The sequence below is a fragment of the Actinoplanes sp. CA-252034 genome, from assembly GCF_050956125.1.
Classification (GTDB): domain Bacteria; phylum Actinomycetota; class Actinomycetes; order Mycobacteriales; family Micromonosporaceae; genus Actinoplanes.
On record NZ_CP191846.1, the window covers coordinates 9645833 to 9661523 of the forward strand.

At 70.2% G+C, this 15691-nt stretch carries 12 protein-coding genes; 4 read left to right on the forward strand and 8 right to left on the reverse strand.

The window, feature by feature from the left end:
* Positions 1–126: 126 nt before the first annotated feature.
* Positions 127–1332, forward strand: a complete 1206-nt coding sequence (gene thrS, locus ACQPZW_RS43570) for a threonine--tRNA ligase (protein WP_433791862.1) — start codon at positions 127–129, stop codon at positions 1330–1332.
* Here the strand turns inward: thrS and cimA are convergent.
* On the reverse strand, positions 1315–2904 hold the full coding sequence (cimA, locus tag ACQPZW_RS43575; protein ID WP_433791863.1) for a citramalate synthase: 1590 nt from the start codon (positions 2902–2904) through the stop codon (positions 1315–1317). The genes thrS and cimA overlap by 18 nt on opposite strands.
* Before the next feature lie 245 nt (positions 2905–3149).
* Between cimA and ACQPZW_RS43580 the strand changes: the two genes are divergently transcribed.
* A complete protein-coding gene (locus ACQPZW_RS43580; RefSeq protein ID WP_433791864.1) occupies positions 3150–3896 on the forward strand; it encodes a tyrosine-protein phosphatase in 747 nt (248 codons plus the stop codon).
* A 61-nt stretch (positions 3897–3957) separates the two neighbouring features.
* Positions 3958–4827: a hypothetical protein gene (locus tag ACQPZW_RS43585; protein ID WP_433791865.1), complete on the forward strand. Its 870-nt coding sequence runs from the start codon at positions 3958–3960 to the stop codon at positions 4825–4827.
* A gap of 172 nt (positions 4828–4999) precedes the next feature.
* Here the strand turns inward: ACQPZW_RS43585 and ACQPZW_RS43590 are convergent, their stop codons facing one another.
* Both ACQPZW_RS43590 and ACQPZW_RS43595 read right to left on the reverse strand, forming a co-directional pair.
* Positions 5000–6097, reverse strand: coding sequence for a branched-chain amino acid aminotransferase (locus ACQPZW_RS43590; protein WP_433791866.1), 1098 nt, complete (start codon positions 6095–6097; stop codon positions 5000–5002).
* A gap of 144 nt (positions 6098–6241) precedes the next feature.
* On the reverse strand, positions 6242–7273 hold the full coding sequence (locus tag ACQPZW_RS43595) for a 3-isopropylmalate dehydrogenase (RefSeq protein WP_433791867.1): 1032 nt from the start codon (positions 7271–7273) through the stop codon (positions 6242–6244).
* Positions 7274–7650: 377 nt separating this feature from the next.
* On the opposite strand from ACQPZW_RS43595, the gene ACQPZW_RS43600 reads away from it, so the two are divergent.
* On the forward strand, positions 7651–8001 hold the full coding sequence (locus ACQPZW_RS43600; protein ID WP_433791868.1) for a hypothetical protein: 351 nt from the start codon (positions 7651–7653) through the stop codon (positions 7999–8001).
* A 49-nt stretch (positions 8002–8050) separates the two neighbouring features.
* On the opposite strand, the gene serA is transcribed toward ACQPZW_RS43600, so the two are convergent.
* From serA to ACQPZW_RS43625, 5 genes are all read right to left on the reverse strand, one after another.
* On the reverse strand, positions 8051–9625 hold the full coding sequence (gene serA / locus ACQPZW_RS43605; protein ID WP_433791869.1) for a phosphoglycerate dehydrogenase: 1575 nt from the start codon (positions 9623–9625) through the stop codon (positions 8051–8053).
* Between the two features lie 30 nt (positions 9626–9655).
* Positions 9656–10669: a ketol-acid reductoisomerase gene (gene ilvC, locus ACQPZW_RS43610; RefSeq protein WP_433791870.1), complete on the reverse strand. Its 1014-nt coding sequence runs from the start codon at positions 10667–10669 to the stop codon at positions 9656–9658.
* Positions 10670–10749: 80 nt separating this feature from the next.
* Positions 10750–11268 carry an acetolactate synthase small subunit gene (ilvN, locus tag ACQPZW_RS43615; RefSeq protein WP_106316311.1) on the reverse strand — a complete coding sequence of 173 codons (519 nt, stop codon included), beginning with the start codon at positions 11266–11268 and terminating at the stop codon, positions 10750–10752.
* Positions 11265–13094 (reverse strand): acetolactate synthase large subunit, encoded by a 1830-nt coding sequence (locus ACQPZW_RS43620; RefSeq protein WP_433791871.1) that lies wholly within the window; start codon positions 13092–13094, stop codon positions 11265–11267. The genes ilvN and ACQPZW_RS43620 overlap by 4 nt, the downstream gene beginning before the upstream one ends.
* Before the next feature lie 153 nt (positions 13095–13247).
* Positions 13248–15587, reverse strand: coding sequence for a putative bifunctional diguanylate cyclase/phosphodiesterase (locus ACQPZW_RS43625; RefSeq protein WP_433797801.1), 2340 nt, complete (start codon positions 15585–15587; stop codon positions 13248–13250).
* Positions 15588–15691 lie beyond the last annotated feature (104 nt).

The following is a 15691-nucleotide window of genomic DNA, read 5'->3' on the forward strand; positions in this document are numbered from 1 at the left end:
CGATCACGACCACGCCGGGGAGTACCGGCGACGAGTCGACGCTGAGCTAGAGAGCAACGACCGGCCCCGGGCGACATGCCCGGGGCTTTGTCGTCCGGGGTCCCCGATTCCCGAGGGAGACCCACGATGTCCATCGATCACCGCCGGCTCGGCCGCGAGCTGGACCTCTTCGACTCCGATCCGCTGATCGGCGCGGGCCTGCCGTTCTGGCTGCCGGCCGGCGCGGCCGCACGCCACGCGGTGGAGTCCTATCTGCACGACCTGGAGCGGCGCGCCGGATACCGGCACGTGTATTCGCCGGCCCTGGGCAAACGCCGGATGTACGAGCTGTCCGGCCATTGGCGCAACTTCGCCGACGACATGTTCCCGCCGATGCGGGTCGGCGACGACGAGCTGGTGCTGCGGCCCAGCCTGTGCCCCCATCACGCACTGATCTTCCGGTCGCGCGGACGGTCGTACCGTGATCTGCCGTTGCGGATCGCCGAGCTGGGACCGATGTACCGGGCGGAGCGGTCCGGCGTGGTCGGCGGCCTGTCCCGGGTGCGATCGATGCTGCTCAACGACGCGCACATCTTCTGCGCCGAGGAGCAGGCGGGCGCCGAGGTGGCCGCGGTGCTGGCGCTGATGCGGCAGGCGCACGCGGCGCTCGGCATGGGCCCGATCTCGTACCAGCTGTCGCTGCGCGGCCCGGGGAAGGAGTACGGCGGGGACGACGACTCGTGGTCGCGGGCCGAGGCGCTGCTGCGCGGGGCGCTGGCCGACGCCGGAGTGGACCATGTGGCGGTACCCGGTGAGGCCGCGTTCTACGGCCCGAAGATCGACGTCCAGGTCGCCGATCCGTCCGGACGGGAGTGGACCCTCGCGACCGTGCAGATCGACTACCACCAGCCGGAGCGGTTCGAGCTGGAGTACGTGAACGCGAGCGGCGGGCGGGAGCGGCCGGTGATGGTGCACCGCAGCCTGGCCGGCTCGATGGAGCGGCTGTTCGGGCACCTGATCGAGGTGCACGAGGGCGCGTTCCCGGTCTGGTACGCACCGGTCCAGCTGGCGGTGCTGCCGATCGGCGCCGACCAGGACGCGGCCGCCCGCTCGTTCGCCGCGGCGGCCGCCGACCTGCGGGTCGAGGTGGTGCACGACGGGTCGGTCGGCGCCCGCATCCGGGACAACCGCAAGGTCCCGTTCATCGCGGTGATCGGCGCCCGGGAGGCCGCCTCCGGCGAGGTAGCCCTTCGCCTGCGGGACGGCAGCCGGCTGGACCCGATGCCCGGGGCGGCGGCGATCGCACTGATCAGAGCCGCCGCCCGGGAACAGCGGTCAGGAAGCGGTAGCTGACGTGCGGGCCAGGCCGTACGTCAAGGCGTCGACGAGGGCGGTCCAGCTGGCCTCGACGATGTTCTCGTGCACGCCGACGGTGGTCCACTCGCGGTTGTGGTCGCTGGTCTCCAGCAGCACCCGGGTGACGGCGTTCGTACCGTGGCTGCCCTCCAGGATCCGCACCTTGTAGTCGGTCAGCTCGAACGACTTGAGGTGCTCGTAGTGGCTGGTCAGCGCGGTACGCAACGCCTCGTCCAGGGCGTTGACCGGGCCGTTGCCCTCGGCCGTGGCGATCACCCGCTCGCCACGGACCCGGACCTTCACGGTCGCCTCGGAGATGACCGTGCCGTCCTCCCGGTGCTCGACCAGCACCCGGTACGACTCCAGGGTGAACGGCCGGGCCAGGTCGGCACCGGGCAGCTCACTGCGTACCAGCAGCTCGAACGAGGCGTCGGCGGCCTCGAACGACCAGCCGGTCGCCTCCAGGTCCTTGACCTTCCGGGTCACCTTCGTCAGGGTGTCCGGGTGGCCGGCCAGGTCCAGTCCGAGCTCACGGCTCTTGAGCTCGATGCTGGCCCGGCCGGCCATCTCCGTCACCAGGATCCGCATGTCGTTGCCCACCACCGACGGGTCGACGTGGTTGTAGAGCAGCGGATCCACCTTGATCGCGCTCGCGTGCAGGCCCGCCTTGTGGGCGAACGCCGCGGCCCCGACATAGGCCTGGTGGGTGTCGGGGGCGATGTTGGCGATCTCGGCGAGCGCGGTGGAGACCCGCGTCGCCTTCTCCAGGCATCCGTCCGGTAGGACCTTCAGCCCGAGCTTGAGTTGCAGGTTGCTGACGACGGCGAACAGGTCGGCGTTGCCGGGGCGCTCGCCGTACCCGTTGGCCGTGCACTGGAAGTGCTTGACACCGGCCTCGACGGCGGCGACCGTGTTCGCGACCGCGCAGGCGGTGTCGTTCTGGCAGTGGATGCCGAGCCGGTCGGCGCTGACGCCGGTCATCTGCTCCAGCGAGGCGATTGCCTTGGTGATCATCGACGGGAGCATGCCGCCGTTGGTGTCGCACATGACCACGCGCTCGGCGCCCGCCTCGAACGCCGCCTTCACGACGCTCGCGGTGTACTCCGGGTCGTGACGGAACCCGTCGAAGAAGTGCTCACAGTCGACGAACGCCCGCCGCCCGTTCGCGACCAGGTGCCGCACCGTGTCCCGGACCATCTCCAGGTTCTCGTCGCCGGTGGTGCGCAGCGCCCGCTCCACGTGCCGGATGTCCGACTTCGCGACCACGCAGACCACCGGGGTCTCCGCGTCGAGCAGCGCCTTGACCTGCGGGTCCTCGGCCACGTCGACGCCCGCCTTGCGAGTCGCGCCGAACGCCACCAGCACCGCGTTCTTCAGGTCCAGCTCGGTCTTCGCCCGTTCGAAGAACTCGGTGTCCTTGGGCATGGCGCCCGGCCAGCCGCCCTCGATGAACCCGACACCGAACTCGTCCAGCAGGCGCGCGACCGCGAGCTTGTCAGCGACCGTGTAGCTGATTCCCTCGCGCTGTCCACCGTCGCGCAGCGTCGTGTCGAACACCTGGTAGTCCATCGGGGAAAGTCCTTTCGATCGGTCACCCGCCGAGCACAACAAAAAGACCCCCCGCGGATGCGGGAGGTCTGCGCGTCGGCGGAAGTCAGCCGGCGCGCTAGGTGCGAATAATCAGCACGGAGCGGGTCACGATCCGAAGCATGCCACGGGCCGCCACGACATGAGACCGGAATCCACTGGCTGGGACGGCGAGAGTGACGAAATCGACCGGTGGTGGGCTCGCCGTCGCCGGTTAGGTTGGGACCGTGGTCGCCGAATCGTATTCACGCAGTCTCCCGTTCACGAAGGCCTACAACTTCCGGGACGTCGGCGGTTACGCCGGCCTCGACGGGCGGCGGGTCCGCTGGCGGCGGTTGTTCCGGGCCGACTCCCTGCACCGGATGCACGAGGCCGACGGCGAGGCGTTCGCCGCCCTGGGCATCCGCACCGTCATCGACCTGCGCCGCGAGTTCGAGGTGGAGAAGTTCGGCCGCGTCCCCGAGGAGCACGGCGTCGACTACCGCAACCTGGTGATCCGGCACGTCGAGTGGGACGGGATCGAGCACTCCGCGGACATGCCCCACGAGCGGTGGCTGGCCGACCGGTACCTCAACTTCGCCGAGGACGGCCGCGAGGGCATCGCCGGCTCGCTACGGGTCATCGCGAACGCGGAGGCGGCCCCGGTCGTGGTGCACTGCATGGCCGGCAAGGACCGGACCGGCACGGTGTGCGCGCTGACGCTGTCCCTGCTCGGCGTGTCCGACGAGGACATCGCCGCCGATTACGCCCTGACCACCGCGGCGATGCGGCCCCTCACCGAGTACCTGATGCGGGCCAACCCGGAGGCGGTCAGGGGCAACGAGCACATGTTCGACTCCCCCGCCGAGGCGATGCAGCTCTTCCTCGACGACCTCCGCGCCCTGCACGGCTCGGTCGAGGCCTACGCCAAGGAGATCGGCCTGACCGGCGACGACCTGCATTCGTTGCGGTCGCATCTCCTCACCGACCTCTAGGGGTACGCCATCCTGTCTAGCGACTACCACTCGTGGAGCAACTAGGTGTAGGTTCAGGGGCATGCCCTCACAGGTCCACGAGGTGCTCATCGACATGTTCCGCGGCCGCCCCTCCTTGGCCGCGGAACTGCTCGACGGCCCGCTGAACGACACCCTTCCCGCCTACGACGAGGCCCACCTCGCCTCCGCCGATCTGACCGACGTAGCCCCCACCGAGTACAGAGCCGACGCCGTCGTCACCCTGACCCGAGGAGAGGAGAAGGTCCTCTCGGTCGTGGTCGAGGTGCAGCGTCAGATCGATGCTCGAAAAAGGCGCAGCTGGCCGGCATACGTCGCGACCCTGTATGCCCGATCGGGTTGCCCGGTCGCCCTCCTGGTGCTGTGCCCACAACAGTCGGTCGCCGACTGGGCCGCACAGCCGATCCTCATCAGCCTTCCGCCGTCGGAGATCCATCCGGTGGCCTTCGGCCCGGCACAGACGCCGATCATCACCGACCTCGAGACCGCCCAGCGCCTACCCGAGCTTGCGATCCTCTCCACCCTCGCCCACGCCGACCAGCACGACCCGATTCCCCTGTTCAAGGCCTTGTTTCGCGCCTTGGACGCCATCGAGACCGACCGTGCCGTTCTGTACCATGACTTCGTACTCACGGTGCTGCCGGCTGCAACCCGCAAGCTGCTGGAGGATTACATGACCACCACAGATCACCCGTACAAGAGCGAGTGGGCACAGCGCCAGTACGCCGCCGGCGAGGTAGCGGGCGAGGCACGCTCGCTCCTCACGGTTCTCAGCGCACGCGGCATCGAGGTCTCCGACGAGGCGCGCGCGAAGATCACCGCCTGCGCCGACCTCGAGCAGCTCGATCAGTGGATTCAGCGTGCTGCCATCGCCGACCGAGTCGAAGACCTGGGTGGATCACTCGCCGGATGACTGGCGGCCACTGAGCGGTAACGGACGCATACACCCCGGCGGACGCGCTGGGGTCTGAACGGACCGCGGCGGTCGCGGTGTGGTTCGGCACGGGTGGGTGCGCTTGTCGGCGCCCCCACCCGTACCGGAAAAGTGTCGGTGACCCGCCGGGAAGGGTGACCGGACCGCCGACCTAGAGGACTCGGTGGACCCAGCCGAAGGGGTCCTCGGCGCGGCCTCGCTGGATGTCGACCAGTTCCTTGCGGATGGCCATGGTGACCTCGCCGGAGCCGCCGTCGGCGACGGTGAAGTCGCCGCCCTCGCTCTTGATCGTGCCGATCGGGGTGATCACGGCGGCGGTCCCGCACGCGAAGGCCTCGCGGACCCGGCCGGACGCCGCGCCCTCGCGCCACTCCTCGAGACTGATCGGGCGCTCCTCGACCTTGCGGCCGGCGCGCTCGGCCAGCTTGATCACCGAGTCGCGGGTGATGCCGGGCAGGATCGTGCCGGTCAGCGGCGGCGTGATGAGGCTGCCGTCGTCGAGGACGAGGAAGACGTTCATGCCGCCGAGCTCGTCGATGTACTTGCGCTCGATCGCGTCGAGGTAGACGACCTGGTCGCAGCCGTGCTCGGACGCCTCGGCCTGGGCGGAGAGGCCGGCCGCGTAGTTGCCGCCGCACTTGGCCGCGCCGGTGCCGCCGGGGGCCGCGCGAGTGAAGTCGGGTGTCACCCAGATGCTGACCGGCTTGACGCCGCCGGAGAAGTACGGGCCGACCGGGGAGGCGATGACCAGGTAGAGGTACTCGTTCGCCGGGCGGACACCGAGGAACACCTCGCTCGCGTAGGCGAACGGGCGCAGGTAGAGGCTGCCCTCGGGGTCTTCGGGGATCCAGTCGCGGTCGATCTTGATGATCTCGTGGAGGGACTGGAGGAACGTCTCCACCGGCAGGGCCGGCATCGCCATCCGGGCCGCGGACTGGTTGAACCTGTTCGCGTTGGCATCCGGGCGGAACATCGCGACACCACCGTCGGGTGTCGTGTACCCCTTCAGACCCTCGAAGATCTCCTGCGCGTAATGCAGGACGGCACTCGCCGGGTCCATCGGGATCGGCCCGCGGGCCTCGACACGCGGCTCATACCAGCCTTTGCCGTCGGCGTAGCGCACCGTGACCATGTGGTCGGTGAAGATGCGGCCGAAACCGGGGTTGGCCAGCAGTGCGGCGCGGTCCGCGTCGCTGACGGGTGCCGGGTTCGGACGGATCTCGAAGTCGAGGTGGTCACCACCGCTCATGACAGGTGGACCTGCTTTCTACACGAAGAATGGAAGCACGCATGGGGGCACCCGTAGTGCCCCATGAATTTACCCCGAACGGTCGTTAAAAAATAATGACCATGGGTGAGCAGCCCCGTAGGGCTGAGTGACGAGACGGGTCGATCAGACGGCGGCGGCGACGCGGTCGCCGACTTCGGCGGTACGCAGCGGCGCGCCCGGAGCCCGGGACGCGACCTCGGCCGCGACCGCCTCGGTTACTCGCCGGGCCTCGTCGAGCTTGCCCAGGTGCTCCAGCAGCAGGGCCGCGGACAGGATCGCGGCCGCCGGGTCGGCGATGCCCTTACCGGCGATGTCCGGCGCGGAGCCGTGCACGGGCTCGAACGTCGACGGGTAGATGCGCTCCGGGTTGACCGAGCCGCTGGCCGCCATGCCGATGCCGCCGGTCACGGCCGCGGCGATGTCGGTGAGGATGTCACCGAAGAGGTTGTCGGTCACGACCACGTCGAACCGCTGCGGGTTGCTGACCATGAACATGCTGGCCGCGTCGATGTGCTGGTATTCGGTAGTGACCTCGGGATACTCCGAGGCGACGGCGGCGAACGTGCGCGACCACAGGTTGCCGGCGTGGGTCAGCACGTTGGTCTTGTGGACCAGGGTGACGTGGCGGCGGTCGCGGCGCTGGGCGCGGGTGAACGCGTCACGGATGACCCGCTCCACGCCGTGCCGCGTGTTCAGGCTCTCCTCGGTCGCGATCTCGGCGGGCGTGTTCTTGTGCAGCACGCCGCCGGCGCCGACGTAGAGGCCCTCGGTGCCCTCACGGACCACGACCATGTCGATCTCGCCGGCCTTGACGCCGGAGAGCGGGCTGGTCGTGCCGGGCCACAGCTTGGACGGGCGGAGGTTCACATACTGGTCGAAGTCGAAGCGGAGCTTCAGCAGCAGGCCGCGCTCCAGGACGCCCGGCGGGACGCTCGGGTCGCCGATGGCACCCAGCAGGATCGCGTCGTGACCGGCCAGCTCGTCCTGCACCGACTGGGGCAGCACCTCACCGGTGCGGTGGTAGAGGCGGGCACCCAGGTCATACTCGTTGTAGGCCACTCCGGGGAGGACGGCGTCGATGACCTTGCGGGCCTGAGCGGTCACCTCGGTACCGATGCCGTCACCGCCGACAACCGCGATCCGCGCCACGCCCACGTCAACTCCCCCAACGATTCTGGTGAACCCTGGCCAGGTTACCCGCCCGTCCCGATCACCGGTACGAGAGTCCCACCAGTTGAACCGGCGATAAAAGGCGAACAGCCCCCGGACCGCGGCAAACGGTCACGGGGGCTGAAGCGACGAGAAGTCCCGCCGGGATACGCACCGCTCGCCCCGAAGACGGGCGCCATCACCCGAAGACAGGCCCGTACGAGACGTGCGGCTTGGGGGACAACGCTAGCGAGACGGACTTATGACGCGCAAGGCACCCGCCCCGCGTGTCGCCATCCACTTCGTTCCGGCACAGAATCGCTCTTCTGCGTGTCGGGCGGGCGGTTCGCGACGCCGGGCACCGGTGGTGGCACCATGCGCCGGTGAGTTTCGACCTGGTGGTGTGGGCCATGGGCCAGACGGCGGATCAGAACGCGGTCCACGCCGCGAACGCGCGCTGCTTCAGCGGTGACCATCCACAGCGCGCCGCCGACCCTCGCGTCGTCGCCTTCTACGACGCTGTGACCAGCCACTATCCCGACCGCGGGCCGCGCGCGGCGGAGCCCGGGTCGCCCTGGGCCAGCTCTCCGCTGCACGCCGCGGCCGACCACATCCACATGCGACTCGACGAGAACTGCGCCGACGTGGTGCTCGAGATGATCGAGAAGTACGCCGCGCAGTTCCACCTCGACCTGCTCGACCTGCAGGACGGCTCGGTCTACCGGGCGTTCTAGCCGGCCCGCAGGTCGACGACGGCCCGCAGGTCGACGACGGCCCGCGAGCCTAGTCGGCGCGCAGGTCGACGACGGCCGCGCGGGAGGCACCGATCACCGCGGCCACCCCCGTGAGCAGCTCCGGCGAGACCGCGGAGTCGACGGTCAGGGCCATCAGCGCCTCACCGCCGGCCTCGCGCCGGGCCACCTGCATGGCGGCGATGTTGATCTCCGCTTCCCCGAGGGCCACACCGAGAGCGCCGACCACACCCGGCCGGTCGGTGTAGGTGAAGAACACCAGGACCCCGTCCGGCGGCAGATCCAGGTCGAAGCCGTCGACCTCGACCAGTTTGGCGGTGACCCCGAGCGTTCCGGCGACGCTGACACTGCGGCCGTCCGGCAGCGCGCCACGGACCCGGAGCAGGTCACCGGCCTCCTCGATGGCCGCCGTCTGCACCATGACACCGCGTTCGGCGGCCAGCCGGGGCGCGTTCACATAGGTCACCGGCTCGCTCACCACCGGGGCGAACAGGCCCTTCAGGACGGCCAGCTCGAGCACCGAGACGTCGTGCCCGGCCGCGGCGCCGTGCACCTCGACGGTCACCCGCTCGGGTAGATGCCCGGCCACGGCTGTCAGCACCCGCCCCAGTTTCTCGGCCAGCGGCAGCAGCGGGCGGACGTCCTCGTCGACCGGCCCACCGGCCCGCACGTTGACCGCGTCCGGCACGAACTCGCCGCGCAGCGCCAGCCGCACGCTGCGGGCCACCGCGAGGCCCGCCTTGTCCTGCGCCTCCACCGTCGACGCGCCCAGGTGCGGGGTGGCCACCACGTTGTCCAGGGCGAACAGCGGTGAGGAGGTGAGCGGCTCGGTCTCGAAGACGTCCAGCCCGGCGCCGGCCACCCGGCCGTCGGCCAGCGCTTCGGCGAGGGCCCGTTCGTCGACCAGGCCGCCGCGGGCCGCGTTGACGATGCGCACCCCCGGTTTGACCAGGTTCAGCTCCTTCTCCCCGATCAAACCCACGGTCTCGGGGGTACGGGGCAGGTGCACCGACACGAAGTCGCTCTCCCGCAGGAGCTCGTCCAGCCCGACGAGGTGCACGCCGAGCTGGGCCGCGCGGGCCGGCTGGACGTACGGGTCGTACGCGATCAGCCGTACCCCGAAAGCCGCCATGCGCTGCGCGAACAGGACGCCGATCCGCCCCAGGCCGACCACCCCGACGGTCTTGCCCTGAACCTCGACCCCGGTGTACGCCGAGCGCCGCCACGCGCCCGCCTTGAGCGCGGCGCTCGCCGCCGCGGTGTGCCGCGCCACGGCGAGCAGCAGTGCCACCGCCTGTTCGGCGGCCGAGACGATGTTGCTGGTCGGTGCGTTGACGACGAGCACGCCGCGGGCGGTGGCGGCCGGGATGTCGACGTTGTCGAGGCCGACGCCGGCACGGGCGACGACCTTGAGACGGCCGGCCACGGAGAGTGCCTCGGCGTCGATCCGTGTCGCGCTGCGAACGATCACCGCATGCACATCGGGCAGCGCCCCCAGGAGCGCTGCCCGATGTGTGCCGTCGATCTGTCTTACCTCGAAGTCCTCGGCCAGCACGTCGAGTGCGGCCGCTGCCAGTTCCTCGGTGACGAGCACTACTGGACTCATGGACCTCGATATTAGAGGCCTTTTTCTAGATCAGGCGGTCTCGGTGATGGGCCGGTCCACCCAGCTCATCATGCCGCGCAGCTTCGCACCGGTGATCTCGATCGGGTGCTTGGCGGCCTCCTCGCGGAACTTCTTGAGCTCCGGCGCGCCGGCGTCGTCGTCCGCGATCAGGCGGCGGGTGAACTCGCCGGACTGGATGTCGGCGAGGATCTTCTTCATCTCCTCCTTGACCGACGCGTTGATCACGCGCGGGCCGGAGACGTAGTCACCGAACTCGGCGGTGTCCGAGACGCTGTAGCGCTGGCGGGCGATGCCGCCCTCGTACATGAGGTCGACGATCAGCTTGAGCTCGTGCAGACACTCGAAGTAGGCGATCTCGGGGGCGTAGCCCGCCTCGATCAGCACCTCGAAACCGGTCTGCACGAGCGCGGACGCGCCACCGCAGAGGACGGCCTGCTCGCCGAAGAGGTCGGTCTCGGTCTCTTCCGTGAAGGTCGTCTTGATGACGCCGGCACGGGTGCCGCCGATCGCCTTCGCGTAGGAGAGGGCCAGCGCCTGGCCGTCGCCGGTCGGGTCCTGCTCGACCGCGATCAGGGCGGGGACGCCCTTGCCGTCCACGTACTGGCGGCGGACCAGGTGGCCCGGGCCCTTCGGGGCGACCATGGCGATGGTGACGTCGGCCGGGGGCTTGATCAGCTCGAAGCGGATGTTCAGGCCGTGGCCGAAGAACAGCGCCTTGCCCGCGGTCAGGTTCGGCTCGATCGACTCGGCGTAGATCTTGCGCTGCGCGGTGTCCGGCGCCAGCAGCATGATCACGTCGGCCCAGGCGGACGCCTCGGCCGGGGTCTTCACGGTCAGGCCCTGTTCCTCGGCCTTCGGGCGGCTCTTGGAGCCCTCCTGCAGACCCACCACGACCTCGACGCCCGAGTCGCGCAGCGACAGCGAGTGCGCGTGGCCCTGGCTGCCGTAGCCGATGACGGCGACCTTCTTGCCCTGGATGATCGACAGGTCGGCGTCGCCGTCGTAGAACACTTCCGCGGTCATGAACTTCCTTCTTCTCTAGCTGGCAGAGCCTTCGGTCCGCTTTAAGGGCGGCGGGTGGGGCGGTCGGATGGGGTGGGGAACTAGGCGGCGCGGAGCGCGGGGCCCGTGGTGATGGACCGGGATCCGCGGCCGATGGCCACGAGGCCCGACTGGACCATCTCCTTGATGCCGTACGGCTCGAGGTCGCGCAGCAACGCATCCAGTTTGTCGGGATTACCGGTGGCCTCGATCGTCAGGGTGTCCGGAGCGACGTCGATCACTCGCGCCCGGAACAGCTCGACGGTCTCGAGCACCTGGCCGCGCTGCGCCCGATCGGCACGCACCTTGACCAGCAGGAGCTCGCGCTGGACCGACTGGGCCGGGTCCAGCTCCACGATCTTCAGGACGTTGACCAGCTTGTTGAGTTGCTTGGTGACCTGTTCCAACGGGGACGAGTCCGCGTTGACCACGATCGTGATGCGGCTGACGTCCGGGTTCTCCGTCTCGCCCACCGCCAGGGAGTCGATGTTGAAGCTGCGCCGGGAGAACAGTCCGCTCACCCGGGCGAGCACGCCGGGCTTGTTCTCGACCAGCACCGACAGGGTGTGTTTGTTGGTCACAGGTCGTCCTCTTCGAACGTCGGGCGCACGTCCCGGGCGAACATGATCTCGTCGTTGCTGGTCCCGGCCGCAACCATCGGCCACACCATGGCGTCCTTGCCGACCATGAAGTCGATGACCACCGGGGCGTCGTTGATCTCCATGGCCTGCTTGATGACCTTGTCGACGTCGTCCTTCGACTCACAGCGCAGACCGATGCAGCCGAGCGCCTCGGCCAGCTTCACGAAATCCGGGATGCGGTGCTTGTGCGTGCCCAGCTCGGTGTTGGAGTAGCGGCCGTCGTAGAACAGGGTCTGCCACTGCCGGACCATGCCCAGGTTGCCGTTGTTGATGACGGCGACCTTGATCGGGATGCCCTCCAGGGCGCAGGTGGCCAGCTCCTGGTTGGTCATCTGGAAGCAGCCGTCGCCGTCGATCGCCCACACCGTGGTGCCCGGCTGCGCGACCTTGGCGCCCATCGCGGCCGGGACCGCGTAGCCCATCGTTCCGGCGCCGCCCGAGTTGAGCCAGGTGCCCGGCTTCTCGTACTTGATGAACTGCGACGCCCACATCTGGTGCTGACCGACGCCGGCGCAGTAGATCGCGTCCGGGCCGACGATCTCGCCGATCCGCTCGATCACGTACTGCGGGGCCAGCGTGCCGTCGGTCGGCTCGTCGTAGCCCAGCGGGTAGCGCTCGCGGATGTCGTTCAGCGTGGACCACCAGGCGGCGTACTGCTCGGTGCCGCCCGAGGACGAGGAGACCGCCGCGATCAGCTCGTCGATCACGTGCCGGGCGTCGCCCACGATCGGGACGTCGGCGTGCCGGTTCTTGCCGATCTCGGCCGGGTCGATGTCGGCGTGCACGATCTTGGCGTCCGGCGCGAACGAGTCGAGCTTGCCGGTGACCCGGTCGTCGAAACGGGCGCCCAGGGTGACGAGCAGGTCCGACTTCTGCAGCGCGTAGACGGCCGGGACCGTGCCGTGCATGCCGGGCATGCCCAGGTGCTGCGGGTGCGAGTCGGGGAACGCGCCGAGACCCATCAGCGTGGTGACCACCGGGATGCCGGTGAGCTCGGCCAGCTTGCGCAGCCCGTCGGTCGCCCCCGCCTTGTGGACGCCGCCGCCCACGTACAGCACCGGGCGCTTGGCCGCGGCGATCAGCCGGGCCGCCTCGCGGATCTGCTTGCCGTGCGGGTGCAGCGTCGGGCGGTAGCCCGGCAGGTCCAGCGTCGGCGGCCACTGGAAGATGGTCTGCGACTGCAGCACGTCCTTCGGGATGTCGACCAGCACCGGGCCGGGCCGGCCGGTGATCGCCAGGTGGAACGCCTCGGCCACGATCCGGGGCAGTTCCTCGGCGTTCTGCACCAGGAAGTTGTGCTTGGTGATCGGCAGGGTGATGCCCTGGATGTCCGCCTCCTGGAAGGCGTCCGTGCCGATGTACGGCCGGCCGACCTGCCCGGTGATCGCGACGATCGGGACCGAGTCCATGTAAGCGTCGGCGATCGGTGTGACCAGGTTGGTCGCGCCCGGCCCACTGGTCGCGATGCAGACGCCGACCTTGCCGGTGGCCTGCGCGTACCCCGTGGCGGCGTGACCGGCGCCCTGCTCGTGACGCACCAGGATGTGCCGGACCTTCGAGTCGAACAGCGGATCGTACGCCGGAAGGATCGCCCCACCCGGAATGCCGAACGCGACCTCGACCCCGAGCGCCTCGAGCGACCGGACGAGCGCGCCGGCACCGGTGGTGGCTACCGGGGCCACGCTGGTGGGAGCGGTGTTCACGGCCGCCGCGACGGTGGCCGGAGTGGCTCGGTGTGCGAGGGATTCAGGAGTGGGTCTAGTCATGGCAAGTCAGACCTTTTCGGTAAGCGGTCCCGGAACTTGAGCAACAAAAAAGGCCCTCGTGCAGGGATGCACGGGACCTAGCGCACTCACTTCATCGAGAGCTCGATGAGAGAGTGCGCTCAGATAAGTACTCGGGACGCGAAGCACATGCGCCTAACCTTGCCCCATCTCACGGCCTGAGTCAACTGATCCCACATTTTGATCACTCGTGGCCGCCACGAAGCCCGGATCGCCCGGCAGCAACGCTCTGACCTGCCGCATTCCCGGTCCGAGCTGCACGACCTGGCTGCGGGCGGGCGCGTCGTTCTGCGGCGGCGACGACCGCGGTGCGGGGGTCGGGCGCGGGGCTGACGAGCGCAACGACAGCAGCCGGGACTCGAAGTGCTCGGCGGGCACGCCCCAGCCGAACAGCGAGCCCTGGCCGAGCCGGCAGCCCGCCTCCTCGACGATCTCCCGCTGGGCCGGCGTGCCGATCCCCTCGGCCAGCACCTCCAGGCCGAGCCGGTGCCCGAGCCGGACCACCACGTCGACCAGGGGCGCCGCCGTCCCGGTCCGCGACTCGGGCTCGGCCACCAGCGCGTGATCGATCTTCAGGATGTCGACCGGCAGGGTCCGCAGCTGGGTCAGCGACGAATAGCCGGCGCCGAAGTCGTCCAGCGCGATCCGCACCCCGGTCTCGCGCAGCTCGGCGAGTCGCCCGACCAGCTCCTCCATGTCGGTGGCGACGGCGTGCTCGGTCACCTCCAGGACAAGACGCTGCGGGGGTACGCCGTACTCGGCCAGCACGTCGGCGACCTGGGCGGCGTAGTCGGAGTGGTGCAGCTCCTTGGGTGACAGGTTCACCGACAGCCAGACGTCGTGCCCCTTGGCCCGCCACTCGGCGAGCTGCTTGACCGACTGCTCCAGCACCCAGGCGCCGATCCGGTTGATCAGCCCGGACTCCTCGGCCACCGGGATGAACTCGACCGGCGCCACCCGGCCCAGCTCCGGATGGGTCCAGCGGAGCAGCGCCTCGGCCCCGACCGGCCGCATCGACGGCAGCGCCACCACCGGCTGGAAGACCAGATGCAGCTGGTCACGGTCGATGGCATGGCGCAGCTCACCGGTCAGCGTGCCGCGGCGGCGCAGGAGCTCGTCGTACCCCTGCTGGTATCGCTCCACCCGGTTCTTGCCGCGCTGTTTGGCGTAGCGCAGCGCCAGGTCCGCGTCGTGCAGCAACTCGCCGGTCGCGGCCACGCCGAGGCTCGCGGAGAGGAAGATCGAACCGCCGTCCACCTCGTACGGCTCCCCCAGCACCGCGAGCAGCCGGTGCGCCGCGAGGACCGCCTCGTCCGCGTCGCCGTGCATCAGGACCGCGAACTCGTCGCCGCCGAGCCGGGCCGCCACGTCCCCGGCCAGCAGGTTGCGCCGGAGCCGGGCGCCCACCTCGGCCAGCACCCGGTCGCCGACGTCGTGCCCGCGCAGGTCGTTGACGGTCTTGAAACCGTCCATGTCGATACCGATCAGGGCGGCCGGCCGGCCGGACTCGCGCAGGGCTCGTTGCAGGCCGCGCCGGTTGGCCAGCCCGGTCAGCGGGTCGGTGTGCGCCAGCTCCCGGAAGTGGGCCTCGCTCTGCCGCAGCCGCAGCGTGTAGCGGCGCACGTCATCGAGCGCCAGGTACTGCCGGGACACCAGGGCCAGCCCCTCGACGGTGCAGCCGAGATAGCCGAACACGTCCATGGTGCCGCCGCGGGCCAGGTGATAGCCGAGAGCGCCGACCATGGCGACCATGGGACCCACCGCGTACGCCCCGCCGCGCTCCAGCACGTCCCCGGACACCTCGACCGGCCGGTCGGCGGCCCGGACCGCCCACGCCACGTGTGCCAGCCCGGCCGTCAGCAGCAGGCCGCTGACCAGGGTGTAGCCGTCGTGCTCCCGGCAGATCCCGATGGCCAGCACGTTCGCGGCGGCGGCGACCACGGTGACCCCGGCCGCGACCCGGACGGTGTGCCGCCGGGGCCGGTGGGCGTGCAGCGCCAGCACCGCGGTCAGGCCCAGCCCGAGGACCAGCAGGACGGCCGGCAGGAGGATGGCGAGGCAGCGGTTCGGCGTCGCGTCGCCCAGGATCCGGGTCGGCCGGCTGACCAGCACCCACCCGACGAACCAGATGGCGGCCGCGATGACCAGCCCGTCCAGCACGTGCCGGATCGCCGCTGCCGGGCTGCGCGCCGAGCCGGGCAGCGCCACCGTGCCGGCCAGCAGGGCGAGCGTGCCCAGGCCCATGCCGACGGCGACCGCGGTGGCCAGGGCGCGGGCGTGCCCCGGAGCGCTGTCGTGAGCGCCCAGCAGCGCCGTGACCAGGCCGGCCAGCGCGGCGGCGGTCGCGACCGCGCCACCGGCGGCCAGGAGGAGATGGGCACGCCGTGCCGCGCCGGTGTGCCGACGGCCGGACCGGCCGAGGTAGGCGACGGCCGGGACGGCGGCGAGCAGACCCGCGAGGCCCGCCAGCTCCATACCGGACGGTGAGTGCACTGACACACTGTGCCGGATGTTCTCGGATTTCGACACCCCCGGCGTCCCGAGCTGTGGACGTCCGGCACGGTCCGCGGCCCGGACGG

Coding starts and splice junctions, on each gene's coding strand:
- thrS (WP_433791862.1), top strand. CDS start 127: ATGTCCATCGATCACCGCCGGCTCGGCCGCGAGCTGGACCTCTTCGAC.
- cimA (WP_433791863.1), bottom strand. CDS start 2,904: ATGGACTACCAGGTGTTCGACACGACGCTGCGCGACGGTGGACAGCGC.
- ACQPZW_RS43585 (WP_433791865.1), top strand. CDS start 3,958: ATGCCCTCACAGGTCCACGAGGTGCTCATCGACATGTTCCGCGGCCGC.
- ACQPZW_RS43590 (WP_433791866.1), bottom strand. CDS start 6,097: ATGAGCGGTGGTGACCACCTCGACTTCGAGATCCGTCCGAACCCGGCA.
- serA (WP_433791869.1), bottom strand. CDS start 9,625: ATGAGTCCAGTAGTGCTCGTCACCGAGGAACTGGCAGCGGCCGCACTC.
- ilvC (WP_433791870.1), bottom strand. CDS start 10,669: ATGACCGCGGAAGTGTTCTACGACGGCGACGCCGACCTGTCGATCATC.
- ACQPZW_RS43620 (WP_433791871.1), bottom strand. CDS start 13,094: ATGACTAGACCCACTCCTGAATCCCTCGCACACCGAGCCACTCCGGCC.
- ACQPZW_RS43625 (WP_433797801.1), bottom strand. CDS start 15,587: ATGGAGCTGGCGGGCCTCGCGGGTCTGCTCGCCGCCGTCCCGGCCGTC.